The organism is Bacillus gobiensis (assembly GCF_001278705.1).
GTDB lineage: Bacteria > Bacillota > Bacilli > Bacillales > Bacillaceae > Bacillus > Bacillus gobiensis.
In genome coordinates this window covers 2,532,562-2,558,256 of sequence record NZ_CP012600.1, presented here as the reverse complement: position 1 = coordinate 2,558,256, position 25,695 = coordinate 2,532,562, and the positions used below count along the sequence as shown (strand labels likewise).

The following is a 25,695-nucleotide window of genomic DNA, read 5'->3' as shown; positions in this document are numbered from 1 at the left end:
TGCCCGGATCGGGGCAGGCTTCTTTACATACTTGAAACTATCGGAAAAGGTCAGCAATGGTTACTTGATTCAAACTAGACTTCATCGACTGTTCTGATTGCTGTAAAGATGCGGTCATTTTCTCGATGACCATTGTTGCAAAATCATTTGTAAGTGAGGTAGGCATTTTTGTCCGAAATAACGGCCGGTCATGCTCGATAGCGTGAAAGACGTCAAGCAATGTAATCTCTTCAGGTTTTTTCGCCAGACGTATACCGCCCTTCGCGCCTTCTCTCGTTTCCGTGAGACCTGTCCGATTCAAAGATTGCAGAATTTTTACTGCAGTCGGAATTGGAATATCCAATGATTCGGATAACTGGCGTGTAGGAACAAAATCCGTGTAGCCATGCTCAACTTTAACCGCTGTATAGACAATTATTGAAATTCCTTGCCAAAATGAAAGTGAATAACTCATATGATTACCTACATTCTTTTTAGTCTTTAAGCTCATTCAATTCTGTTGTTGCGCGGAAATAAAATAATTCCGCTTTCACTTTATACGTTATATCAATTATATAAAGAAAAGTCAATTGGTGTTAGATGTTTTTTTGTTGACAAACTAATAAAATATATATAATTTATATATAGAAAATTCATTTATAAATTTGTAGGAGGAACTTTGATGAGAGACAAAATGAATTCTAATGCGGCACCCAAAACGACGTTAGGAAAAATCGGTCAGTTTATTGTTAATGCAAGATGGTTTGTGATCGCGGCAGCCATTCTCTTAACTATTGTCTCCGCCATTTTTGGAGTCGGTACCGTCGGTCAATTGACACTAAGCCGCTTCGAAGTGCCGGGCTCTGAATCTGACCGGGCATCTCAAGTGCTGGCAAACACGTTTGATACTGGAAACTCCAATTTGATTCTGCTTGTTACTGCTAAATCGGGCACGATTGACAGTCGGGAAGTACATGAAGCGGGGACGGCTCTAACTAATGAGCTTGAGGCTGAGGAAACGGTCGTTCATGCGGATTCTTATTGGACTCGTGATCGTTCCTCAACTCTTCGCAGCGAGGATGGCAGGCAGGCGTTAATCCTTGCACACATGAAAGGAAGCGCAACAGAGGTTAGACAGGAGCTTTCGGAGTTATCGCCGAAATTTACGAGAGAGGATGACCTGCTCAAGGTTGAGGTCGGAGGGCAGGATGAAATTTTTCGGCAAGTAGGTGAATTTGCGAGACAGGACTTTGTCAGGGCAGAGCTCATTATTTTTCCCGCTGTCTTTTTCATGCTCTTGATTATGTTCCGAAGAGTAAGGCTGGCCCTCCTTACCTTGGGAGTCGGATTATTTGCCATGATAGCTACGCTTGCGGGGCTTAGCGGGGTCGTGGCCTTTACAGAGGTTTCAACTTTTGCCCTGAACCTGACGCTTGTTATGGGTCTCGCACTTGGAATTGATTACAGCCTGTTTATCCCGTTTTCGAGAGGAGCTGGCGAGTGGCAAGAATCCGTTTGACGCTGTGGTACGAACGGTGGAAACTGCTGGTCGTACGGTGATTTTTAGCGGAGTAACTGTAGCGGTATCGACGGCAGTACTGTTAGTTTTTCCGTTTCCGTTTCTGCAATCCTTCGCTTACACCGGCGTATTGATCGTAGCATCGGGAATCGTCGGTGCGGTATTGATTTTGCCAGCCTTCTTATCCGTCTTGGGGCACCATGCTGTTCGAAGGGGCAGGCAGGTTAATTCTTTTCCTGTCACGTCCAAGGGGTTATGGTACAGAAGTGCGAAGGCTGTAATACGCCGGCCGTTTTTAGTAGGTGGAGCTGCTCTGGCCCTCCTGCTCATTCTCGGTTCTCCAATTGCGGGTCTTCAGTTTGGTCTCCCGGATGATCGGACATTGCCGGAAGAAGCATCAAGCCGGATCGTACAGGAGCAAAAACGCAACGGGTTCCCTGCAGAAGAAACAGATGCCATTCAGATCGTTGTACCTTCACTTGAGTCGCCTGAAGAAAAATTGGATGAGATCAAAAATTATGCTTCCGAACTGTCTTTAGCATCTGGCATCATGCAAGTCGATTCACTAGCAGGTTCATTCGTGGACGGACAACAAATTTTACAACCCGGAGAAAATCATGAACGATTCAGCGGTGATGAAGAAGGAACCTGGCTGTCAGTTGTTCCATCTGCACAAAATTTAGAAACAGATGCGGCGAAACTTATCGGAGATATTCGCGAGCTTTCTGCTCCTTTTGATGTCCTGGTAGGAGGATATCCTGCAGACATGACGGATTTCCGTGAAGCATTGCTAGAAAGACTGCCTATTGCTGCTGTACTTATATTCTTGATCACGTTCGTTATTCTCTTCCTTATGAGCGGAAGCCTTCTTTTGCCCTTGAAAGCCACAGTGCTTAATGTCTTGAGTTTGGCTATTATGTTTGGCGCGCTCGTCTGGGTTTTTCAAGAAGGCAATCTGTCAGAGTGGCTGAATTTTACTTCGACAGGCACGATTGAACCGAGCATCCCGATTCTTATGTTTTGTATTGCTTACGGGCTTTCGATGGATTATGAAGTGTTTATTTTGTCTCGTATTAAAGAAGAATATGACCGTACCGGCAATTTGGACGAATCGGTGGCCATCGGCATTCAACGAAGTGGGCCGCTTGTGACAGCTGCTGCTGCCATTCTTGCTTTTACGTTTGCAGCCTATGCATTTGGAGATGTCGTCTTTTTGAAAATGCTTGGAGTCGGGATGACATTGGCTGTATTAGTAGACGCGACATTAATCAGAGGAGTGCTCGTTCCTGCTTTTATGAAGCTCGCAGGCAGTGCAAACTGGTGGGCGCCAAAAGCTTTTCGCCGTTTTTATGAGCGTTACGGAATTTCAGAAGGTGAGCCTGTAACGGATTCAGTCCCAACTAAACCAAAGGTGATCGATCGTTAGAGAAAATAAAAGCAGGAGGGATGGGTGCCTCGGGCTGCTTCCTAACTTTTAAAACTTTTCTTTTCAAAGAGACCGTACCTGCCAGCTGAGGTTCGGTCTTTTTTATTTTTTAGAAAAGAATGTGGAAAAGTGAACAAAAAGTAGGATATGATAGAAAGTAATACTTCCCTCACCTACGTGTTTTGGTGGTTGAGAGAACCAATCGTTTAGTTCATAAATAGATCGAAGGAAGGCTGCTAGTCCATGAAGAATGAGAAATTGGCGTTACTCGAAAAGCTTGTGAATATTGACAGCGGTTCCCATGATAAAAAAGGCGTGGATAAGATCGGGGGAATTTTAGCAGGTCTGTATCAATCCATAGGCTTTCATGCTGAAATCGTCGAAGAAAAAGAAATCGGCAATCACCTCATATTGCGGCATCCGGAGGCGGAGAATCCGAAAATAATCATCATTGCCCATATGGACACGGTATTTCCAGAAGGAACTGCAAAAGAAAGGCCGTATAAAACAGAAGGAAACCGTGCGTACGGACCGGGAGTCATTGATATGAAAGCCAGCCATGTGATGTTGTTTTATGCAATGAAGTATTTAACCGAAACAAACAACGCATGTCTTCGAAATGTTGAACTGGTATTTAACAGTGATGAAGAAATCGGCTCCGTTCATTCGAGAGCACTAATCGAAAAGCATGCGAAGGGCAAGAACTATGCTTTAATTATGGAGCCAGCAAGAAAGGACGGCTCTGTCGTAACGGAAAGAAGAGGCAGCGGCACATACACGCTTACGATTGAAGGGGAAGCGGCACACTCGGGGATTGAGCCGGAAAAAGGGAAAAGCGCAATCGAAGAGCTGGCTCATAAAATTGTTAAGCTTCAGCAGTTAAACGACCATGAAAATGGCGTGTCGGTCAATGTAGGAGTAATCGAAGGCGGAACAACGGTCAATACAGTATCTGCCCATGCTGTAGGCCACGTGGATGTTAGAGTTTCTTCAATGGAACAATTTCGTCCGTTGGAGCAGAAAATGGAAGAGGTCTGTGAAACTCCGGATGTTGAAGGAACCCGCATAGAATTAACCGGACATCTTGACCGTCCGCCGATGGTAAAAACAGAAAAATCAAAAGCGCTTTATGAACTTGCAAAAGAAATTGCAGAAGAATTGAATATTGATTTAAAAGAAACCTATACAGGCGGGGGATCGGATGCTTCTTTTACTGCTTCTATGGGAGTTGCCACACTGGACGGTCTCGGTCCGATTGGCGGAAATGCCCACAGCGATTCGGAGTATTTAGAAATTCCTTCACTTGATGAACGTCTGCAGCTCTTTATAAAACTCGTAGAGCGTCTTTCTTTGTAAAATGACAAAAGCATATCGTGACATCCTTTTGTCAATCATGTAAAATAAAACAATGGGAATTAGTTTGTTTACGGAGGTGTACGTGCCATGCTTCACACGATCGTTCTTACATTGCTCATTATTGTAAGTATTGCTCTCATTTTTGTGGTATTGCTTCAATCCGGTAAAAGCGCAGGCCTGTCCGGAGCAATTTCCGGGGGTGCCGAGCAGCTGTTTGGAAAACAAAAAGCGAGAGGCTTAGATTTAATTTTGCATCGCTTAACGATTATTTTGTCTGTATTATTTTTTCTCTTAACCATTTCGCTTGCTTACCTAGGAGTTTAACAGGCGGCGAGCTAAAAAAGGGGCCTGATTCTTTGATCAGGTCCTTTTCGTATTTAACCGGGACTAACGTTTGTTTACCCCCTAAACCTGGGAAAGATAGTAATGGAAAAGAAAAAGGAGCTAAGTAATATGAAAATTGTTACACCGAAACCATTCACATTTAAAGGCGGAAAAAAAGCTGTGCTGCTATTGCATGGATTTACTGGAAATACTGCGGATGTGAGAATGCTCGGCAGGTATTTAAATGAAAGAGGATATACATGCCATGCCCCCCAGTATAAAGGACACGGTGTGCCGCCTGAAGAACTTGTACATACAGGGCCGGAAGATTGGTGGAAAGACGTTGATGAAGGATATCATTTTTTAAAGGAAGAAGGGTACGATGAAATAGCAGTTTGCGGGTTGTCCCTGGGAGGAGTTTTTTCTTTAAAATTAGGTTACACTGTACCCGTAAAGGGAATTATCCCAATGTGCGCTCCGATGTACATAAAAAGTGAAGAGGTTATGTATCAGGGGATTCTGGAATATGCGAAAAACTATAAAAAAGCGATGGAAGGAAAATCCGCGGACGTCATTCAAGAAGAAATGAAGGAATTCAAAAAGACCCCCATGAATACCTTGAAAGCTTTACAAGAACTGATTGCAGAGGTCAGAAAGAATATTGACATGATCTATTCTCCAACCTTTGTCATTCAGGCGCGCCATGATCACATGATTAATACGGATAGTGCAAATATTATTTATGATGAAGTAGAAACTGATGATAAGAAATTGAAGTGGTACGAAGAATCAGGCCATGTCATTACATTGGATAAAGAAAGGGATAAGGTACACCAGGATGTTTATCAATTCCTTGAAGGCCTTGATTGGTAGCCGCTGTCACAACAAGGAGGTTCAACCGTTTGGAAAAACAAGAATTTATCGATAGAGTGCTTGCATTTATGAAGGAAGAAGCATACAAACCGCTGACAGTACAAGAGATAGAAGAACTATTAAATATCACTGACAGCGATGATTTCAAGGAACTCGTTAAGGCTCTTGTCCAGCTCGAAAACGAAGGCCGTGTAGTAAGGACAAGGAGCGACCGGTATGGATTGCCGGAAAAAATGAATTTGGTGAAAGGGAAAATCTCGAGCCATCCGAAAGGATTTGCTTTTCTGATTCCTGAAGAAACCGGAATGGATGATATTTTTATTTCTGCTGCTGATTTAAGTACCGCTATGAACAGCGACACTGTCATGGTTAGAATTAATAACCACGCAACTGGCAGTAAAAAAGAAGGCACAGTCATTCGTATTCTGGAAAGAAACACGAAGCAAGTGGTCGGAACGTATACGGAATCAAAAAGCTTTGGCTTTGTCATCCCTGATGATAAAAAAATCACAGCGGATATCTTCATTCCGCAGCACGGGAAAAATGGAGCGTCAGAAGGACACAAGGTTGTTGTCAATCTGACAAGCTATCCAGAAGGACGGAAAAGTGCGGAGGGAGAGATCGCAGAAATACTCGGTCATAAAAACGATCCCGGAATTGATATTATCAGTATTATTCATAAGCACGGTCTTCCGGGTGAATTTCCTGACGAAGCAATGGCACAAGCCACAAAGACTCCAGATAAAATCAAAGAAAAAGATTTGGAGCATAGAAGAGACCTGCGGGACCAAACGATCGTTACGATTGACGGTGCCGATGCGAAGGATTTGGATGATGCCGTCACTGTCACGAAATTAAAAGATGGAAATTATAAGCTGGGCGTTCATATCGCCGATGTCACCCATTACGTAACGGAAGGTTCCCCTATTGACCGCGAAGCGTTTGAGAGAGGAACGTCTGTCTATCTTGTGGACCGGGTTATTCCGATGATACCTCATCGTTTATCCAATGGCATTTGCTCGTTAAATCCAAAGGTTGATCGTTTGACGCTTTCCTGTGAAATGGTTGTTGATCGAAACGGCAAAGTGATCCAGCACGAAATATTTCAAAGTGTGATAAGAACAACGGAACGAATGACGTATTCTGATGTGAATAAAATTCTTGTCGACAAAGATGAAGAATTGATTGCGAAATACGAGCCGTTAGTTGGAATGTTTCAAGATATGGAGAACCTGGCGGAAATCTTACGAACGAAAAGGATGGAACGTGGTGCTGTTGATTTTGATTTCAAAGAGTCGAAGGTACTCGTCGACGAAGAGGGAAAGGCATTAGATGTGGTGATTAGAGAGCGTTCAGTTGCGGAAAAGCTGATTGAGGAATTTATGCTTCTCGCCAACGAAACTGTAGCCGAGCATTTTCACTGGATGAACGTGCCGTTTATTTACAGAATCCATGAAGAGCCCAATGCAGAAAAACTGCAAAAGTTTCTCGAATTTGTTACGACATTTGGTTATGTCGTAAAGGGCACTGCAGCCAATATTCACCCCCGGTCGCTGCAAAGTGTGTTGGAAACTGTGAGAGACCGGCCGGAAGAAACTGTGATCTCTACTGTTATGCTAAGATCGATGAAGCAGGCAAAGTATGATCCGGAGAGCCTCGGCCATTTCGGATTAGCGACCGAATTTTACACCCATTTCACTTCTCCGATCAGGAGGTATCCGGACTTAATTGTACACCGCCTTATCCGTACGTATTTAATTAATGGAAAAGTGGACGAAGCAACCAGAGAAAAATGGGATAATCTTCTGCCGGAAATTGCCGATCACTCATCAACGATGGAAAGGCACGCCGTAGATGCTGAGCGCGAAACGGATGACTTGAAAAAAGCGGAATATATGCTTGATAAGGTCGGCGAAGAATTTGATGGGATGATTAGCTCGGTTACGAATTTCGGAATGTTTGTTGAACTGCCAAATACGATCGAAGGATTAGTTCATGTCAGCTTTATGACTGATGATTATTACCGTTTTGATGAAGCGCATTTTGCGATGATCGGCGAACGAACAGGAAATGTGTACAGAATCGGTGATGAAATTACAGTCAAAGTCGTAGGAGTGAATAAGGAAGAAAGAAATATTGATTTCGAGATCGTAGGAATGAAGGGCAAGCGCCGACCGACAACCTTTGAATTCAAAAAACGGAAAGAAAAGAAGGAGACGAAGAAGCCGGCAAACGGAGGAAAAGAAAGCGAGTGGTTTACACGTCCGAAAAAGAAAAAAAAGAAGAAATTCTTTGAAAATGCCCCGAAACAAAAAAGGAAAAAAAAGAAAAGGTAACCAGAGCCTTAAAGCGGGCTCTGGTTTCTTTACCTTGGAAATTGTAGGACAAACATATCTTTGCTAAAATAAGACTATTGTTAACGGGTATTGCATTAGGAGGTTTTTTGGATGCCAAAGGGAGAAGGGAAAGTAATTTCCCAAAACAGAAAAGCAAATCACGACTATTTTATAGAAGAAACATATGAAACCGGAATTGTTCTGAAAGGAACAGAAATTAAATCAATACGTGCCGGTCGGGTAAATTTAAAGGATGGTTTTGCCAAAATTGATCAGGGCGAAGTATTTCTTCACAACATGCACATCAGCCCGTATGAGCAAGGAAATATCCATAACCATGATCCGCTCAGAACAAGGAAGCTGTTATTGCACCGCAAAGAAATTAATAAGCTGATCGGTTTGACGAAAGAACAGGGCTATACGCTTGTACCACTTAAGCTTTACTTGAAAAATGGCTTTGTAAAGGTTCTTCTCGGACTTGGAAAAGGAAAGAAAAAATATGATAAACGAGAGGATTTAAAGCAAAAAGCGGCCAAAAGAGAAATTGACCGAGCGTTTCGGGAACGGCAAAAAGGGTTCTAAGCTACGTTCTAAAAGTATGATTTTATTTACACTCGTTACCATTTGAAACCCACTAGTTATTTTGTTATACTATACACATAGCAGGGTAAGATCTTTCTTTTCCCGTATTCCCTTATCATGGGGACGTTACGGATTCGACAGGGATGGATCGAGCTTAGGTTGCGAGCCGAGAGGCGATCTCGTTAACACGCATATAAATATAACTGGCAAAACTAAAAGTTTTAACCAAAACGTAGCACTAGCTGCCTAATAAACGCAGCGAGCTCTTCCTGACATTGCCTATGTGTCTGTGAGGAGCACATCCAAGTAGGCTACGCTTACGTACTAGTCTGGGTGCGTAAGAAGAGATCAACAGACTAGCTCACCGCCGCGCCTTGTCGGCAGGCACGAGGATGAGTGAACAAGCGAATATGCTGACTACGCTCGTAGACGCTTAAGTAATCGATGTTTCTGGACGTGGGTTCGACTCCCACCGTCTCCACCATACATATGTTAGGTGGATAATTACGAAACAATTATTCGAACGATATTTATATAAAAAAACATGATTAACCGATGAAGGTTAATCATGTTTTTTTATTTGTGAAGACCTATAATAAATAGGCTTCTTCACTTCATAAACGATGTTTGAGCAATGTTTTTAAGAAAGTTAGTTACTGTTTCCAGTTCATTTTTATCATATTTTTTTAGGAAATTTTTGAAATTATCGTCAATCTGTTTATGCAATTCTCGGTGCAGCTGAAAAAGCTCTTTCCCGAGAGAGGTTGTACAATAAAGAATCTCTTTTTTATTATTTTCAAGATAATTAGCGTAAATCAATTCTAATTGAACGAGCTTACAGGTAATCTTAGACACAGTTCCTTTAGGAGTCCCAAATTTTTTCGAAATTGAAATGCCGTTTATGGGCTCACATTCACCAATGACGTCCAGAATATGCAGCATGAGTACAGTCATCTGTTGTATTACCTTAACTAAACCTTCATTCGTACAGTGTTCGATTAACCACTGTTTTTCTTCACCCTCTTTTGATTCACGAAGCATGATTGCCAGGAGTGAAGTCTCTATTTCATTTTTAATTTGTTCTAATGTATTTTCTTCGAGTGAATTCCTGCTTATCGAGCGTCTCATCTTTCATCCTCCAACCAGTCATGATTGATTGTTTCATTATACCAAGAATTCAATGAATGAATAAAGTTTCCTGGAAACATTTTTGACAATAAGGAATCCAAAATTGTTTCCAGGAAACCAAAAAGGAGATGAGAGTCAATTGAATCCGGTAATTAAGAAAATGATGGAGCATCGGTCGATTCGAAAATTTAAAGAAGATGAAGTAACAAAGCAGCAAATTGAAACAATTATTCAAGCAGCACAAATGGCACCATCTTCAAGTTTTATGCAATCATACTCAATAATAGGAATTACTGATCCTGCTATAAAAAAAGAATTGGGCAAGATAACTGAATCAGAGTACGTAGAAAAAAATGGGCATTTTTTTATTTTTTGCGCTGATCTCTACAGATTAACAGTATTGGCGTCTGCAGAAGATAAAAAGGAAATGGAAGAAATGTTAGAGAGTACACTTTTTTACCAAATTTCCGTGCAGGACACATCTCTCGCTGCACAGAATGCACTGTTAGCTGCAGAATCCATGGGATTGGGAGGCGTTATTATCGGAGGGATAGTAAAAGAGTTACCCAAACTTGATAAAATTCTTCAATTGCCTCCATACGTCATCCCGTTATTTGGTCTTGCAATTGGGGTCCCTGATCAACAGCCGGAAATAAAGCCGCGTCTGCCAATGACATCCGTTTATTTTGAAAATGCTTATAAGACTGATTCGCTACATCAATTAATTGAAGAATATGATCAGCGGATGAATGAATATTATCAGACCCGCACCGAAAATAATCGTATAGGCACTTGGTCAAGTAAAAATATTGAAATGTTCAAAATGAAAACACCTGTTGAATTCTTTTCACAGTACGTAAAAGAAAAGAACATGAATAAAAATTAACATCATTATTGAACAAACTGACTGCCGATTTTGGTTGTCAGTTTTTTGTTTTTCAAAAAAAGTTGTTTTCCGTAATAATTGATACACTATTTGTAAGTAATTAATTTGGAGTGATACATTGTGAAAAAACTAAATGAATCTGAAATCCAGGAACAGTTAACAAAAGTCGCAGAATGGAAGCTAACTGACGAAAAATGGATTGTAAGAAAGTACAGATTTCTCGAATATTTAAACGGAATTGAATTTGTGCAAGGGGTGGCTGACACATCTGAAAAAATCAATCATCATCCCTTTATTTCGATCGATTATAAAGTCGTTACGTTAAAGCTTACATCCTGGCAGGCAAGAGGGTTGACCGTATTAGATTTCGAATTGGCGAATCAGTTTGATGAGCTGTATATCCAAATGAAAAGAGCAAAATAATTTGAGAAAAAGCCTGAAAATGTGCTATATGGAAAGACAATTTAGTATTTTTTATTGTATAATCAGAAACTGTTCGCCTTTATTTACCTTGAAGAAAGCACTGGAGCAACAAGTTTATAAGGAAAAAACAAGCAAACAAAAAACAAACAGCCAAACAGTATGACTGAATAACCGAAAGAAGGACAATCTACTAAGGGCTCGGATTGGTAACAAAGTTCTAGGTTGTCTCTTTTTAGATGAGGAATATTAACTAAGTGACAATGATTTAGTTAAGGATTTTATTAACGCAATCTTAAGGGTTAGTTACTATACTTCATTAAAAAAGTTGTGTTTATTATTTAGTGTTCTCCGAAGTAAAGCCCTCTGCGAATATTTCAATGAAGGGAGTTTTTAATTTAAATTATGAAAAATGTTTCAACAGTTTTTTACATTTCTGTAGCCATACTGGTGCTTCTTGTTCTTGCTGGGATTGTGATGCCTGCTGACCTTGAAAGCATAACCACCAGTATGCAATTGTATATATCAAATTCATTTGGCTGGTATTATTTAATTGTTGTTACGGTGTTTGTCGCCGTTTGTTTGTTTTTATTAGTGAGTCCGATTGGCCGGATTAAACTTGGGAAACAGGAGGACAAGCCTGAGTTTTCACGACCAACCTGGCTTGCGATGCTCTTTAGTGCGGGAATGGGGATTGGTTTGGTATTCTATGGTTCAGCCGAACCGATCAGCCACTATGCGATTAGTTCTCCAACGGGAGAAACGGGAACAGAGCAAGCCATGCAAGATGCAATGAGGTTTACTTTCTTCCACTGGGGAATTCACGCTTGGGCGATCTATGGAATCATCGCGCTATCTTTAGCGTACTTTACCTTCAGAAAAGGTGAAAAAAGCTTAATTAGTGCCACGTTGAAGCCGATTCTTGGAAAGTACGCAGATGGAATTGCCGGTAAAGTCATTGATATTATCGCTGTTCTTGCTACTGTGATTGGTGTTGCAACGACACTTGGATTTGGGGCCGTGCAAATAAACGGAGGATTGTCATATTTATTTGGAGTCCCATCCAATCTTATGAGTCAATTCCTTATCGTTTTAGTGGTTACTGTTTTATTTGTCGGTTCAGCATTAACGGGCTTAGGCAAAGGAATCAAAATTCTGAGCAACGTCAACATGATCCTTGCATTTCTTCTTTTAATCATTACGTTTGTATTCGGTCCAACAGTGTTTACGTTAAATATATTCACAGATACCATTGGGTCGTATATGCAGCAGTTAATTAACATGAGCTTCCGCATTGCCCCGCTTAATGAAGAGCATCGTACGTGGATCAACAGCTGGACAATTTTTTATTGGGCATGGTGGATTGCATGGTCTCCTTTTGTAGGAGTCTTTATCGCCCGCGTATCAAAAGGACGCACCATACGTGAATTTGTTGTGTATGTTCTACTCGTTCCTTCTGTCATCGGGTTTATCTGGTTCTCTACATTTGGCGGTGCAGCAATGCTGCTTGAACATGACGGAGTCGCTTCAATCTCGAAGCTGGCTACAGAGCAATCTCTCTTTGGCGTGTTCGCGAACTACCCAATGAGTGCGATTTTATCGATACTTGCGATTATTCTGGTCGGAACGTTCTTTATTACTTCTGCTGACTCAGGAACCTTCGTATTAGGAATGATGACGACAGACGGATCTCAAAATCCAACCAATTTCGTTAAAGTCATCTGGGGTGTATTGCTAACTGCTATCGCACTCGTCCTTCTTTATTCAGGTGGCTTGCAAGGCTTGCAAAACATGATGATTATTGCAGCTCTTCCGTTTTCGGTTGTTATGGCATTAATGACGTTCAGCTTATTAAAAGCTCTTAAGAAGGAAGCGAAGGAATTTGGAATTGGCAAGCTGAAAAAACAGAAATCATCATAAAGCATCGTAAAGCATATCGCCGGTTAAAATGACGGCAGATATGCTTTTTTGTTTGTAAACGGCGATTTATATAATAAATTTTTACAATAATAAAAAGTAGCGAAGATGAGCTCAAATGTCTTAACAGCTGAGCGCCCTATTATGTCATTTTTTGTGGTCGGACAGTACTTGTTTGTTATCCCTGCTGCTGATTACCTGCAAATTTTGGCTAAGCGATTTTATCATTAATTTATCACGATAATTATTGAGAATTCATCAATGGTGTATCGACATTAAAAAATTTTTTTTAATATCTATTGATTTAAAAAATTTTTTTTCATATAATCTATTTATCACTGAAAGTGCTTTCATTGACGACATTGGATAACTAGACTAGGAGGATATTTCTTATGTTACTGCTGATCGTTTTAGCTGCAATTGTTGTACTTTTGTTATTGATAACGGTTGCAAAATTAAATCCGTTTGTCTCTCTTATCGTTACTGCTATTGGTGTCGGACTTGCAACAGGAATGCCGCTTGTGGCTCCTTCACCAGAAGTGCCCGGAATTATTGATTCGATAAAAACCGGTATGGGGAATACATTAGGATTTCTGGCAATTGTCTTGGCTCTCGGGACGATGCTTGGAAAGATGATGGCTGAGTCAGGCGGCGCTGAGCGAATCGCACAAACGCTGCTTTCTCGTTTTGGCGAAAAAAATGTCCATTGGGCTATGATGTTTGTCGGCTTTATTGTTGGTATTCCGGTGTTTTTCCAAGTAGGATTCGTCTTGTTAATCCCTTTGGTTTTCACAATTGCCCGTCAAACTGGTGTATCACTTGTTACGATCGGTGTTCCGCTAGTAGCCGGTTTATCCGTTGTCCATGGTCTAGTACCGCCGCACCCGGCCGCAATGGCTGCTGTGGGAATCTTTAAGGCGGATGTCGGATTAACGATTCTTTACGCGATTATTGTAGGGCTGCCTACTGCTATTCTTGCTGGCCCTGTTTATGGTAAATGGATTGGTAAGCGCATTCATAAAACAACACCGAAAGAAATTGGCGATCAGCTTGCCGAGCATAAAGAAGCAAAGGAGCTTCCTGGTTTTATTAACACTGTATTTACGGTAATGGTTCCAGTATTTTTAATGCTAGCTTCCTCAATTGCTGATTTAGCCCTTTCAAAAGATAGCGGATTGTTTCAAGTATTGAAATTTTTAGGCGACCCAGTTGTTGCATTATTAATTGCAACCGTTTACTCATTCTTTAGCCTTGGTTTTTTCCGTGGGTTAAACAGGGAAACGATCTTGAAATTTACCAATGACTGTTTAGCTCCGACCGCTACTATTCTATTGGTTATCGGTGCAGGCGGAGCATTTAACAGAGTGCTGCTTGATTCCGGCATCGGCGAATACATTGCCGAGCTTGCGACTGAATCCAATATTTCTCCGATCATCTTAGGCTGGGGAATTGCGGCAATGATTCGCGTTGCTACTGGATCAGCAACTGTTTCGATGATGACAGCTGCGGGGATTGTTGCGCCGATCGCTGCACTTGTTCCTGATGCCAATCTTGAACTGCTTGTTTTGGCAACAGGTGCAGGTTCCCTGATCCTTTCTCATGTAAACGATTCCGGATTCTGGATGATTAAAGAATACTTTGGAATGTCGGTAAAAGAAACGTTACAGACTTGGACTGTTTTAGAGACGATTATCGCAGTTGCTTCACTCGTATTTATTTTAATCCTCGACGTCTTTGTTTAAAGAAGTCAGAAAAGGTGAACTTTCTATTGGAAGGTTCACCTTTTATCTATATGCGTGTATTGGAAATCGCGTTTCTTACTTTCTCTAACGTATGATTTGCCTCTGCTTTGTTTAAAACCATAACATTGACGTATAAAGCGTCGATCAAGCTTAATTGCCCGATTCTGGAGGCTAGTGCTTCGGAGCGGTACTCTGTTTCTTCTGAGCTTGTAAAAAGCGCGACATCTGCATCTTGTCCGATTGGAGATTTCGGAAAACTTGTAATTCCGATTACTTTGGCGCCGTTTTCTTTTGCAACTTTCAAAATATTGATCGTATCTCGATTCGTTCCCGAATGGGAGATAACCACTGCCACATCGTTTGGTGTCAATTGAGAGGCGGACATCAATTGGAAATGGGAATCGATAAAAGCAAAGGTTGCGATGCCCGTTCTGACAAACTTATGATATCCGTCCATCGCGATCACAGCTGAGCCGCCTGTTCCGTAAAAATTTACTCGGTTTGCGGCAAGAATTAGATCAACAGCTTTTTTTAGGCTATCCTTGTCGAGGATTTGCAATGTATGTTCCAACGTTCGTATGTTGGATCTGAAAATTTTTTCGGCAATATGTTTTTCATCATCCTGTTCTGTGATTTCTTCATGGATTTGCTGCATAGGTGTCATAATTTCAGAAGCAAGTGCGATTTTCATAGCCTGGTAGCCTTTAAAACCTAATCGTTTGCAAAAGCGGAAGACGGTTGCATCGGCGACTCCGAGATCTTCTGCTACTTCATTAATGGTGTTATGAATAATATTTTCTGGATTTTTCAATATATAATCGGCAATTTTTTTTTCTTTTTCACTAAATTTCACATGATATGACCGAATTTTTGATAAGCAGTTCTGTGCCATAATCGTTGATCCCCTCTTTATTTTCTTTTAAGAAAGTATAGCATAATTCCTCTTGTGAAAAAAAATTTCTTGAAAACGATTGCAATTTACTTTAAATTTTATATAATGAAGAGAGAATGAAAAAAAATTTCAGGTGGGAGGATCATTATGAATATTGGAGTAGTTGGATTAGGGAAGATGGGGTTTAATCTTTCTTTAAACCTATTAGATCACAGCCATGAAGTTGTTGTATACGATATCAATCAGGAGGCGGTAGAAGATCTCTCGAGGAAGGGTGCAGGAGGAGCTGCAACCATTTCTGAATTGGTTGAAAGTCTGTCAACTCCAAGAGTGATTTGGCTTATGGTTCCAGCAGGAGCAATTACCGACAATGTGATTTCTGAACTCAAACCGTTATTAAGTGAAGGGGATATAGTTATTGACGGAGGGAATTCCCATTATAAACAATCTGTACATAGAGCGGAGGAGCTGTTGAACCAAGGCATTTATTTTCTTGATGTAGGAACGAGCGGCGGAACAGATGGAGCCAGAAACGGTGTTTGTACAATGATTGGCGGGAATAAAGAAGCCTTTATGACTGTAGAGCCGGTTTTTCGCGATATTTGTGTTGAAAACGGATACTTATATGCCGGGGAAAGCGGCAGCGGGCATTTTTTGAAAATGGTTCATAATGGAATTGAGTACGGGATGATGCAATCAATTGCGGAGGGCTTTGATTTATTAGAGAAAAGCTCCTTTGATTTTGATTATGAAAAGGTAGCGAGAGTGTGGAATAACGGGTCAGTGATTCGATCATGGCTGATGGAATTAACTGAAAACGCTTTTTCAAAAGATTCGCGGCTGGAAGGAATAAAAGGAGTTATGCATTCTTCAGGTGAAGGAAAATGGACGGTTGAAACAGCGCTTGACCTCCAAACTGCGACTCCAGTCATTGCATTGTCATTAATGATGAGATATCGTTCTTTGGAAGAAGACACATTTACGGGAAAAGTAGTTGCTGCTTTAAGAAACGAATTCGGAGGCCATGCGATCGTAAAAAGCGAAGAGTAAGACAGAAGCGGGGATTGGTAAACGATTTCTGTAAGATTAATAGGGGGAAGAGCAGTGAGTTCAAAATATGTAATCGGAGTAGATATCGGCACAACAAGCACGAAAGCCGTTTTGTTTGCGGCTGACGGGACAGTTATTTCAAGCAATGGAATCGAATATCCATTATATTCTCCTACACCTGAAACAGCGGAACAAGATCCGGAAGTCATCTTTCAAGCGGTAATACAATCAGTGAAAAAAAACGTTCAGGAAAGCGAAATCCTGCCAAGTGACATTCTTTGTGTTTCGTTTAGTTCCGCGATGCATAGCGTCATTGCGGTAGATGACAAAGGCAAGCCGTTAACGAAATGCATCACATGGGCGGATAACAGAAGCACCCATTGGACGAAAAAAATTAAAGAAGAGATGAATGGCCATAGCATCTACTTGCGAACTGGCACACCCATTCATCCAATGTCGCCGCTTTCTAAGTTAACTTGGCTAAAGAATGATCACCCTGAACTATTTTCAAAGGCGCATAAATTTATTTCGATTAAAGAATACGTCTTCTTTAAGCTTTTTGGCGAGTATGTAATTGACTACTCCATCGCATCAGCCACAGGGATGTTCAACTTAAAATCTCTGACGTGGGATGAAGAAGCGCTGAATATAGCTGGAGTAACTGAAGATCAGCTTTCGAAGCCGGTTCCGACCACATTTCATTTAAATGGTATAGATGACACGTATGCCAACGAAATGAATCTGCTGCGGTCGACACCTTTTGTTGTGGGAGCAAGCGACGGAGTATTGTCCAATTTAGGAGTGAATGCGATTGAACCTGGTGTCGTTGCTGTTACGATCGGAACAAGCGGCGCCATTCGCGCTGTTACCGACCGGCCGGTAACGGATCCGAAAGGCAGGATTTTTTGCTACGCTTTAACGGAAAAACATTGGGTCATTGGCGGACCGGTGAACAATGGCGGAATGATTTTCAGATGGGTCCGTGACCAGCTGGCATCTTCGGAGGTCGAGACAGCAAAACGGCTGGGAAAAGACCCTTATGAAGTTTTGACAGATATCGCAGCCAGAGTAAAACCCGGATCGGACGGATTGATCTTTCATCCGTATTTAGCCGGAGAACGGGCTCCATTGTGGGATGCGAATGCACGCGGTTCCTTTTTCGGTCTAGGCCTGCATCATAAAAGAGAACATCTGATTCGTTCCGTCCTTGAAGGAGTGATATTAAATTTATATACCGTATTGCTCGCATTGGAAGAATTAATCGGAGAACCGAAGAAAATCCAGGCCACAGGCGGATTTGCAAGATCAGAGCTTTGGCGGCAGATGATGGCTGATATTTTCGACCAGGATGTTCACGTTCCTGAGAGCTTCGAGAGCTCTTGCCTTGGTGCGGCGATTATTGGTTTATATAGCTTAGGTGAAATCGATTCGTTAGACATCGTATCGGAAATGATCGGTGGGACTCATTTTCACAAACCGATTCAGGAAAATGTAGAAATATACAAAGATCTAACTCCGATCTTTATCCGCCAGTCCAGGCTTCAGAAGGAAGAATATGCCGACATTGCAGCGTTTCAGCGGAAATGGGTAAAGTAGTAAATGTAACAAAAAAGCTTCTGTACTGAACAGAAGCTTTTTTGTTTCTAGTTAATAATAAAGAGAGCTTTTCTCAATGTCAGCATTCTTAAAGTGATAATCTCAGTAAAGAACAGCCCTGCGTACAAGCTATTGCTCCTGCTGATAGAAGTATGCAATAATTTAACTAGAAAGGAAAGATTTTTTGTAAGCGGCTCCAAAAAAGAACGCAAGGGGGCAATAGAATGAAAGATAAATTGAATGATAACTCTTACTTTAGTGAAGCAAATCCGGTTCCGCCAAAAACCGTTCGCCAAAAGCTTGCCTTGATGGGGCCAGGGTTAGTTGTTGCTGCTACCGGTGTAGGCACAGCTGATCTGGTTACGGCTATCGTCGCAGGTACTTCTTTTGGAATGACATTTGTTTGGGCAATTGTCGTAGGGGCCATTTTAAAATATTTTTTGAATGAAGGCGTCGGCAGATGGTATCTTGCCACAGGGAAGACCATTTTGCAGGGTTGGCATGCCATGGGAAAATGGGCAACTGGATATTTTGGAATTTACTCAGTCATTTGGGGGTTTCTATATGGAGCAACAGCTTCGTTGACATGCGGCTTGGGCATGCATTCAATGTTTCCGGTTATGCCGATTTGGGCATGGGCAATGCTCCATTCATTGGCAGGGTTTATCCTAGTATGGACAGGACGGTATCTTTTGTTTGAACGGGTGATGACTGTTTTAATCGGAATCATGTTCGTAACAATTATCGGAACGGCTTTTCTTTTTTTACCATCAATCGGTGAATTTTCATATGGATTTGTTCCCAGGGTTCCTGAAGGGTCCCTAATGCTTACACTTGGACTGATCGGCGGTGTAGGAGGAACAATTACAATGGCGTCTTACGGGTACTGGTTACAGGAAAAGGGATGGAAAGGAAAAGGCTGGGTAGCAGTTATGAGGTTGGATGCAAAAACTGCATATGTTATTACGTCCATATTTACACTGGCTGCACTCATTATTGGTGCGAAATTTCTTTTTGGTACCGGAATAGAGATTAAAGGAGATCAGGGACTGCTAAATCTTGCCCAAATGCTTGGAGATGAATTTGGTGCACCGCTCCGCTGGCTGTTTTTAATTGCATTTTGGTCTGCAGCTTTTACTTCATTATTAGGCGTATGGAATGGTGTTCCATATTTATTTGCCGACTTTATAAGAACGATCAGAAGCAAAAATGACACAACAAAACCAGTGACTGAAAATGATCCGGCTTATCGAATTTATCTTGCTTGGCTGACCTTTCCCCCGATGTTGATTTTTTTCTATGGAAAACCGATAGAATTGATTATTTTATATGGTGTGCTCGGTGCGCTGTTTATGCCGTTTTTAGCGACCTCTCTCGTAATTCTTCTAAATTCAAAAAAAGTAGAGCCGGAATTTCGAAACAACTGGATTGCCAATACGGTCTTGATCGGCTGTTTGCTCATGTTTATCGTACTTGGCATCTCTGAGCTTATCGATTTATTTTAAATATTGGTAAAAATTATAATATAAATATATTAAAACATTGATTTCTTCTGTCGATATAGTTTAAGTGTGAAAACTGATCGAACAAGTTGAATCAAAATCAGGTTACTTCCAATCCCAGCCGTCATATCGGCTGGGTTTTTTTCTCGTCTTGCGATCCTTCCGATTATGTAAAACATCGATAAAATGTCGTACAAGCAGATTTGTGTGAATAAGCTAATGTATAAGGTTGGACGGGGGGACGATGAATGATGGGTGTTTTTCTTAGTTACATGTTACTGGGGATTTCACTGGCAGCTCCAATAGGGCCGGTAAATGCAGCCCAATTAAATAAAGGAGTCAAACACGGTTTCTTTCATGCATGGATTTTTGGCATCGGTGCGTTATTAGCAGACGTCACTTACATGATGCTTGTTTATTTCGGAGTAATCAACTTTTTAGATACATCTTTTATGAAGGCTTTTCTCTGGCTGTTTGGTTTTTTTGTATTAACCTATTCAGGAATTGAAGGCTTACTAGGGATTGGAAAGTTTGAAACCAGTATGAGAAATGAGAAAAAAGCAACCTTTTTCAAATCACTCTCTTCAGGGTTCGCCATGTCCATTTCCAATCCTTTAACCATATTGTTTTGGCTCGGAATATATGGTTCGGTTTTGGCCCAGACAGCTTCTGTGGAGAACACCGGGCAGCTTGTTTTTTATAGTGCGGCTATTATCCTTGGAATTTTAACATGGGATGTAACGATGGCGATGATCGCAGGAGGTGCCAGAAGGCTGCTTGCATCAAACGTATTGACTGGCATTACGATTGTATCCTCCATATCGATGATTGCTTTCGGTATTTATTTTGCCGTCCAAGCCTCCATACTGCTGTTTAGTTAATCTTGATAGTTTTTTTCAAGGACAATAACAAGACGATCACAACAAATATTATGCTTGCAAAAAATCCCGGGCGAACGGCTTTCTCGAGTAAGGCTCCGCCTATTGATCCGACGATTATTAATAAACCCAAGAAACCCATAAGCTTTTCCTTAAAAGAAAGAGCAAGAATTTTAAAAGAAGAAATGATGATCGCAAACCAATTATATAATAACAAGATTCCTGCGGCGGTCGTTATATATTCATAAATCGACTCAGGCATTGCCAATGCTGTCAGGATTGAAGCCAATAAACCGGCAGCTGCGAGCGCCAATGAGTTTAATGGCAAGCCTTTCTTTTTGCTCTTAATTGCAAAGAAAGCAGGAGCATCTCCGTCCTCAGCCAGCGTATTGAGCAGGTTGGTGACACCAAATAAAGATGCTGCCATTGTTGAAAACCCGGCAATAATAATCGCCCCGTTAAACACATGAGGAAAAAAAGGAAGACGATAATTGGACAAAGCTGTGACAAAAGGGCTTTCTCTTTCATTAAAGAGCTCATAGGGAATCATAGTAATAGCAAAAATGAGAGATACGACATAGATTACAGTAAGGATAATCAGCATGATCTGACCGGCCTTTGGTGCATCCTCTTTCTTTTTGAGCTGCATGGCCATTAGCCCGATCACTTCAATTCCGCCAAACGCATAAAATGAGTAAATAAGGGAAGACCAAAATCCTGTAAAGCCTTTCGGAAAGAATTGATATAAAGAGAAGAAAGAGATATCTACAGGCTTTGATTTACCGGGAATCCAACCAATCAGTGCTGCTATGGCTAAGACGATAAACATAACAATTGCTGCAATTTTAGCTGCAGTCAACACATTCTCAATTCTATCAAAGCCATTTGTTCCTAATAACACAACAATGATTGAAGCGACAGCGTATCCGGAAGCAAAAAGCCAGAGTGGAACATCACGAAACCAAAATTGCGAGAAAATAGATATAGCGGTCAGCTGGCTGCCCATAATAAGAATATTAGAGAACCAATACGTCCATCCACAGCTAAATCCCGCCCAATTTCCATAGGCTTTTTTTGCATAATAGCAAAACGAACCTTTTTGTGGATCTTTTGCGGTCATTTTAGCCAGCAGATTGAAAACGATATATGTTCCGAATGCTGCCAATAAAAAGGAAAGAACAATAGAGGGGCCTGTCATTTTTATTCCGATACCTGATCCTAAAAAATACCCGGTGCCGATTGTACACCCCACGCCAATTATGGAAAGCTGCCACCATGTTAATTGTGCTTCATTTGATTTCTCTGTTTTGCCGGGATTGCAATGATTTTTATTCAAAGATACTCCCCTCCTTCTTCAGGAGTAGTCTTTGGAATAATTCGGATGAATATGTATATGCTCATTTAATAGTTATTATTTCTGTGTCATTATATGAAAAATTGCAAGAAAAAAGGTGATGCCATGAAAATTATCTGTTTTGGAGACAGTTTAACGAGAGGAGTTTCTTACGTCAAAGGCCGGCTAAGAATAATTAAAGATAACTATCCGGCATATTTGCAGGAATTATTTTCCCGGGAGGAAGGTTTTAATGCTTCTGTAATAAATAAAGGAGTATTTAACGATAATTCAGATCTTCTCTTGAAACGACTAAACAAAGATGTGATAGAAGAACATCCGGATTATGCCATTGTAGCAGTGGGAGGGAATGATTGTAACTTTTTATGGAATGAGGTTGCTGAAAATCCCGATAAAGAGCATCAACCGATCGTGCCGCTTGAGCGCTATTTGGAAAATGTAAAAACGATTGTCACTAAATTGCAATCAGCTGGCATAACACCTGTTATTTTAACTTTGCCTCCTTTAGATCCTGTCCGATATTACACATTTATATCGGGCAATTCGGGCATTTCAATCAGTCATTGGATTGGCAGGATGGGCGGTATCGAGCACTGGCATGGTTTGTACAATCGCAGCTTAAATAAACTAATAAAAGAATTAGGAGTAAGTAAAATTGATGTAAGATCTGCATTGAAAAAAACAGGAGAATTGATTGACTTCATAAGTGATGACGGAATTCATCTTACTTCTAAAGGATATAAAGTGCTGAGTGAAGAGATTTTTCTTTTTTTTCAACAGCTTTCAGACGCGAAAGAAACACGGCATATTTAATATCCGTGTTTTTTCGCAGCTAAAAAATCCTTTTTTGCTCGCGTTCATCTTTTATGATTTCCACTGCTTCTCTGAATCGCTGAGAATGAACGATCTCCCTTTCTCGCAAAAAGCGTAAGCCATCGTTTAAATCAGGGTCATCAGACATGTCAATCAGCCATTGGTAGGTAGCTCTCGCTTTTTCTTCTGCCGCGATATCTTCATATAAATCAGCGATCGGATCGCCTTTTGCTTGAATGTATGACGCAGTAAAAGGAACCCCTGCAGCGTTGTGATAAAACAAAGCGCCGTCATGGTTCGCATAATGATCTCCGAGCCCGGCATCCCTCATTTGCTGTGGCGTTGCATCCTTTGTTAATTTATAAACCATCGTCGCGATCATTTCCAAGTGGGCAAATTCTTCGGTTCCGATATCTGTCAACAGGCCGATAACTTTGTCGGGAATCGTGTACCGTTGATTTAAGTAGCGAAGAGCAGCGGCTAATTCTCCATCCGCTCCGCCGTATTGTTCGATCAAATACTTGGCTAATCTCGGATTACACGTACTTACTCTTACGGGGTACTGTAATTTTTTATCATATGTCCACATAATCTTCTCTCCTTACATTAGACTTGCCAAGGCCAAGGACTGTTTTTCCACAACCAGTATTCATTTGAGCCGTTCAAGCTGTCTTGAGAAAGCGGTCCAAACCTTGATTCGAATTTCTGCTTTAGCTGTTTACTATATTGGGCGTACTGATTAAATTGCTGAATGGCTTGAGAATCAGTGGGATGAGTATCAAGATATAACCTCAGTTCAACAAGAACAAAGTCAACAGCCTGTATTTCCTCCAATTGCTGATAGTACTCTTGTGGCATTTGGGCCATCTCTTACCTTCCTCCCTTTTTATAAGGATTGTCGTAATAATCATAAAAGACAGGCCATAATGTCCCTTTCTTTAAGGCTTCATGAGGCGGAAATTGCTGAAGGTTAGGTGGTTGAAAGCCTAAATAAAGATTGGGAGGAGTACTGTAATACTTAACACCGATCGGAGGGCAAGGATCATAAGGACTACGATAAGGTATATAAGTTTTCGTTTTTGTATAATACGCTTGCGCTTGATTATCTTTCATTTTTATACACCTCGCAAAATCATTTCTCCTCTGATTATATTCAGCCGTTTGATATATATATCTGAAATCTTTTGCATACTAAATATTAGAAGTTATTCCCCTTAACCTATTACATGAAAGTATTCATCAAACCTTCACCTGCTTCACCCGGGCATCATTTTATAATAAAAGGAATGAAACAGGTTACAGATAAAATGGATAAGAATAATAAAAAAACAGCCAAATACATCGGCTGTCTGCACGTAAAAAAAGTATCCACCTTAGGCGGCGGATACTTTTATTTGCTTATTAAACCTGCTGTGGCACTTGCAAACCAAGACCTTTTGCAATACGTGTACCGTATTCTGGATCTGCTTTGTAAAAATGTTGAATTTGACGAAGTTTAATTTCATCTTTTGAAACAGGCTTCATCGCTTCGACGATGTTTTCGACTAGACGAGTGCGTTCTTCATCGTTCATGAGGCGATATAGATCGCCGGCTTGAGTGTAATGATCATTATGGTCGTAAGCTACACTATCGGCTACTCCGGAAACGGCATAAGATGCTGCTTTATTTTCCGGGGATTCTGTCGGGCCATCGTAGCTGTTTGGTTCGTAGTAAACAGAGCCGCCTCCGTTATCATCAAACCGCATTTGTCCGTCACGCTGATAATTTTTCACCTCGTTGCGCGCCCGGTTAATCGGCAAGGCTTGATGGTTGGCACCTACACGGTAGCGGTGAGCATCATGATAGGCAAATAAACGACCTTGAAGCATTTTATCCGGAGAAACGTCAATACCAGGCACTAAAGTTCCCGGTGAGAAAGTAGCTTGCTCAACTTCAGCGAAATAGTTTTCTGGATTTTTATTCAATACCATTTGGCCTACTTCAATTAATGGGTAATCCTTTTGAGACCATACTTTTGTCACATCAAACGGATCAAAACGATAAGTATTTGCGTCCTCTAAAGGCATGATTTGAACATAAAGCTTCCAAGCAGGAAAATCGCCATTTTCAATCGCGTTGAAAAGATCCTCTGTATGGTAATCAGGATTATCGCCTGCGAGCTTAGCTGCAACATCCGAAGCTAAATTTTTTACGCCTTGTTCTGTTTTAAAGTGATATTTAATCCAAACGCCTTCTCCTTCTTCATTGACCCATTTAAATGTATGGCTTCCGAATCCGTGCATGTGGCGGAAGGTTGCTGGAATACCGCGATCGGACATTAAGATTGATACTTGATGAAGTGATTCAGGTGATAAAGACCAGAAATCCCATACCGCGTCAGGATTTTTCAAATGAGTCTGCGGGTGGCGTTTTTGTGTATGGATAAAATCCGGGAACTTAATAGCATCACGGATAAAGAAAACAGGAGTATTGTTTCCTACAAGATCGTAGTTGCCGTCTTCCGTATAAAATTTTACGGCAAATCCGCGGGGATCGCGTACGGTATCGGCAGAACCATTCTCTCCAGCTACTGTAGAGAAACGGATAAACATTGGTGTGCGTTTTCCAACCTCTGAAAAAAGTTTTGCTTTCGTATATTTTGATACATCGTTTGTTACTTCGAAATAGCCGTGTGCTCCGGCACCTTTCGCGTGAACAACACGCTCAGGAACGCGTTCTCTATTAAAATGTGCTAATTTCTCTAGTAGATGAACGTCTTGAATAAGAGTTGGACCACGAGAACCAGCTGTCATCGAATTTTGATTGTCACCGACAGGAGCTCCCCAGCTCGTTGTAAGGTTATTTTTTTCAGCCATGTTAGAATCACCTCATAGTTTTTTATTATAGCTTTTAAATTATAATAATTATAATAACATTTATTAAATTAAAGTCAATGCTATTTTGTAATTATTATAATTTGATTTCTTGAACACTATAAATATATGAATAGAGATATATCTATTAGAACATTGAAGCAATTTTGGCAAGGATAGTTCTTAATAGCAAAAATTCAGCGGCCTTTTGTGAATTTTTTCATTTCTTTAGTAATAAGTCAATTAATTAAGATGTTCAACTGTATAGT

At 41.0% G+C, this 25,695-nt stretch carries 23 protein-coding genes, 1 other RNA gene and 1 pseudogene; 17 read left to right on the top strand and 8 right to left on the bottom strand.

What is annotated here, in order from left to right:
• Nucleotides 1-37 precede the first annotated feature (37 nt).
• Nucleotides 38-454: an RrF2 family transcriptional regulator gene (locus AM592_RS12870; protein ID WP_053604157.1), complete on the bottom strand. Its 417-nt coding sequence runs from the start codon at nt 452-454 to the stop codon at nt 38-40.
• 207 nt (nt 455-661) lie between these two features.
• On the opposite strand from AM592_RS12870, the pseudogene AM592_RS24670 reads away from it, so the two are divergent.
• The 8 genes and pseudogenes from AM592_RS24670 to ssrA form a co-directional block, all read left to right on the top strand.
• A pseudogene (locus AM592_RS24670) lies at nt 662-1,736 on the top strand (MMPL family transporter); the annotation flags it as partial.
• Between the two features lie 312 nt (nt 1,737-2,048).
• Nucleotides 2,049-2,924, top strand: a complete 876-nt coding sequence (locus AM592_RS24665) for an MMPL family transporter (RefSeq protein ID WP_225970393.1) — start codon at nt 2,049-2,051, stop codon at nt 2,922-2,924.
• 243 nt (nt 2,925-3,167) lie between these two features.
• The gene (locus tag AM592_RS12860; protein WP_053604156.1) at nt 3,168-4,280 is read left to right on the top strand and encodes a M20 family metallopeptidase; all 1,113 of its coding nucleotides are present in this window, start codon (nt 3,168-3,170) and stop codon (nt 4,278-4,280) included.
• 87 nt (nt 4,281-4,367) lie between these two features.
• Nucleotides 4,368-4,604 carry a preprotein translocase subunit SecG gene (gene secG, locus AM592_RS12855; protein WP_053604155.1) on the top strand — a complete coding sequence of 79 codons (237 nt, stop codon included), beginning with the start codon at nt 4,368-4,370 and terminating at the stop codon, nt 4,602-4,604.
• 129 nt (nt 4,605-4,733) lie between these two features.
• Nucleotides 4,734-5,477, top strand: coding sequence for an alpha/beta hydrolase (locus AM592_RS12850; protein WP_053604154.1), 744 nt, complete (start codon nt 4,734-4,736; stop codon nt 5,475-5,477).
• Between the two features lie 68 nt (nt 5,478-5,545).
• On the top strand, nt 5,546-7,813 hold the full coding sequence (gene rnr, locus AM592_RS12845) for a ribonuclease R (protein WP_376773385.1): 2,268 nt from the start codon (nt 5,546-5,548) through the stop codon (nt 7,811-7,813).
• 111 nt (nt 7,814-7,924) lie between these two features.
• Nucleotides 7,925-8,395, top strand: coding sequence for an SsrA-binding protein SmpB (gene smpB, locus AM592_RS12840; protein WP_053604152.1), 471 nt, complete (start codon nt 7,925-7,927; stop codon nt 8,393-8,395).
• A gap of 119 nt (nt 8,396-8,514) precedes the next feature.
• Nucleotides 8,515-8,879: a transfer-messenger RNA gene (gene ssrA, locus AM592_RS23340) on the top strand.
• A gap of 125 nt (nt 8,880-9,004) precedes the next feature.
• On the opposite strand, the gene AM592_RS12835 is transcribed toward ssrA, so the two are convergent.
• The gene (locus tag AM592_RS12835) at nt 9,005-9,523 is read right to left on the bottom strand and encodes a helix-turn-helix domain-containing protein (RefSeq protein WP_053604151.1); all 519 of its coding nucleotides are present in this window, start codon (nt 9,521-9,523) and stop codon (nt 9,005-9,007) included.
• Nucleotides 9,524-9,662: 139 nt separating this feature from the next.
• Here AM592_RS12835 and nfsA point away from each other — a divergent pair, with 139 nt between their 5' ends.
• The 4 genes from nfsA to AM592_RS12815 all read left to right on the top strand — a co-directional run bounded on the left by nfsA (nt 9,663) and on the right by AM592_RS12815 (nt 14,488).
• A complete protein-coding gene (gene nfsA, locus AM592_RS12830; RefSeq protein ID WP_225970225.1) occupies nt 9,663-10,409 on the top strand; it encodes an oxygen-insensitive NADPH nitroreductase in 747 nt (248 codons plus the stop codon).
• 120 nt (nt 10,410-10,529) lie between these two features.
• Nucleotides 10,530-10,832 (top strand): 4a-hydroxytetrahydrobiopterin dehydratase, encoded by a 303-nt coding sequence (locus AM592_RS12825; protein ID WP_053604150.1) that lies wholly within the window; start codon nt 10,530-10,532, stop codon nt 10,830-10,832.
• A 402-nt stretch (nt 10,833-11,234) separates the two neighbouring features.
• Nucleotides 11,235-12,749, top strand: coding sequence for a glycine betaine uptake BCCT transporter (locus AM592_RS12820; protein ID WP_053604149.1), 1,515 nt, complete (start codon nt 11,235-11,237; stop codon nt 12,747-12,749).
• Between the two features lie 389 nt (nt 12,750-13,138).
• Nucleotides 13,139-14,488 (top strand): GntP family permease, encoded by a 1,350-nt coding sequence (locus AM592_RS12815; protein ID WP_053604148.1) that lies wholly within the window; start codon nt 13,139-13,141, stop codon nt 14,486-14,488.
• Between the two features lie 46 nt (nt 14,489-14,534).
• Here the strand turns inward: AM592_RS12815 and AM592_RS12810 are convergent, their stop codons facing one another.
• Complete coding sequence (locus AM592_RS12810; protein ID WP_053604147.1) at nt 14,535-15,380, bottom strand: MurR/RpiR family transcriptional regulator; 846 nt, start codon at nt 15,378-15,380, stop codon at nt 14,535-14,537.
• 147 nt (nt 15,381-15,527) lie between these two features.
• Between AM592_RS12810 and gnd the strand changes: the two genes are divergently transcribed.
• The 4 genes from gnd (at nt 15,528) to AM592_RS12790 (ending at nt 20,409) form a co-directional block, all read left to right on the top strand.
• Entirely contained in the window at nt 15,528-16,430 is a 903-nt protein-coding gene (gene gnd, locus AM592_RS12805; protein ID WP_053604146.1) for a phosphogluconate dehydrogenase (NAD(+)-dependent, decarboxylating), read from the top strand.
• A gap of 54 nt (nt 16,431-16,484) precedes the next feature.
• Nucleotides 16,485-18,026, top strand: coding sequence for a gluconokinase (gene gntK, locus AM592_RS12800; RefSeq protein WP_053604145.1), 1,542 nt, complete (start codon nt 16,485-16,487; stop codon nt 18,024-18,026).
• Between the two features lie 224 nt (nt 18,027-18,250).
• Nucleotides 18,251-19,531, top strand: a complete 1,281-nt coding sequence (locus tag AM592_RS12795; protein ID WP_082364015.1) for an Nramp family divalent metal transporter — start codon at nt 18,251-18,253, stop codon at nt 19,529-19,531.
• Between the two features lie 248 nt (nt 19,532-19,779).
• Nucleotides 19,780-20,409 carry a LysE family transporter gene (locus AM592_RS12790; protein WP_053606105.1) on the top strand — a complete coding sequence of 210 codons (630 nt, stop codon included), beginning with the start codon at nt 19,780-19,782 and terminating at the stop codon, nt 20,407-20,409.
• On the opposite strand, the gene AM592_RS12785 is transcribed toward AM592_RS12790, so the two are convergent.
• Nucleotides 20,402-21,742, bottom strand: coding sequence for an amino acid permease (locus AM592_RS12785; protein ID WP_053604144.1), 1,341 nt, complete (start codon nt 21,740-21,742; stop codon nt 20,402-20,404). The genes AM592_RS12790 and AM592_RS12785 overlap by 8 nt on opposite strands.
• Before the next feature lie 123 nt (nt 21,743-21,865).
• Here AM592_RS12785 and AM592_RS12780 point away from each other — a divergent pair, with 123 nt between their 5' ends.
• Nucleotides 21,866-22,573 (top strand): SGNH/GDSL hydrolase family protein, encoded by a 708-nt coding sequence (locus AM592_RS12780; RefSeq protein ID WP_053604143.1) that lies wholly within the window; start codon nt 21,866-21,868, stop codon nt 22,571-22,573.
• Nucleotides 22,574-22,592: 19 nt separating this feature from the next.
• On the opposite strand, the gene cotJC is transcribed toward AM592_RS12780, so the two are convergent.
• The 4 genes from cotJC to katA all read right to left on the bottom strand — a co-directional run bounded on the left by cotJC (nt 22,593) and on the right by katA (nt 25,429).
• Nucleotides 22,593-23,162 (bottom strand): spore coat protein CotJC, encoded by a 570-nt coding sequence (gene cotJC / locus AM592_RS12775; protein WP_053604142.1) that lies wholly within the window; start codon nt 23,160-23,162, stop codon nt 22,593-22,595.
• A gap of 17 nt (nt 23,163-23,179) precedes the next feature.
• The gene (locus AM592_RS12770; protein WP_053604141.1) at nt 23,180-23,440 is read right to left on the bottom strand and encodes a spore coat protein CotJB; all 261 of its coding nucleotides are present in this window, start codon (nt 23,438-23,440) and stop codon (nt 23,180-23,182) included.
• Between the two features lie 3 nt (nt 23,441-23,443).
• Entirely contained in the window at nt 23,444-23,686 is a 243-nt protein-coding gene (locus tag AM592_RS12765) for a spore coat associated protein CotJA (protein ID WP_053604140.1), read from the bottom strand.
• Between the two features lie 288 nt (nt 23,687-23,974).
• On the bottom strand, nt 23,975-25,429 hold the full coding sequence (gene katA, locus AM592_RS12760) for a catalase KatA (protein WP_053604139.1): 1,455 nt from the start codon (nt 25,427-25,429) through the stop codon (nt 23,975-23,977).
• Nucleotides 25,430-25,695: the final 266 nt, after the last annotated feature.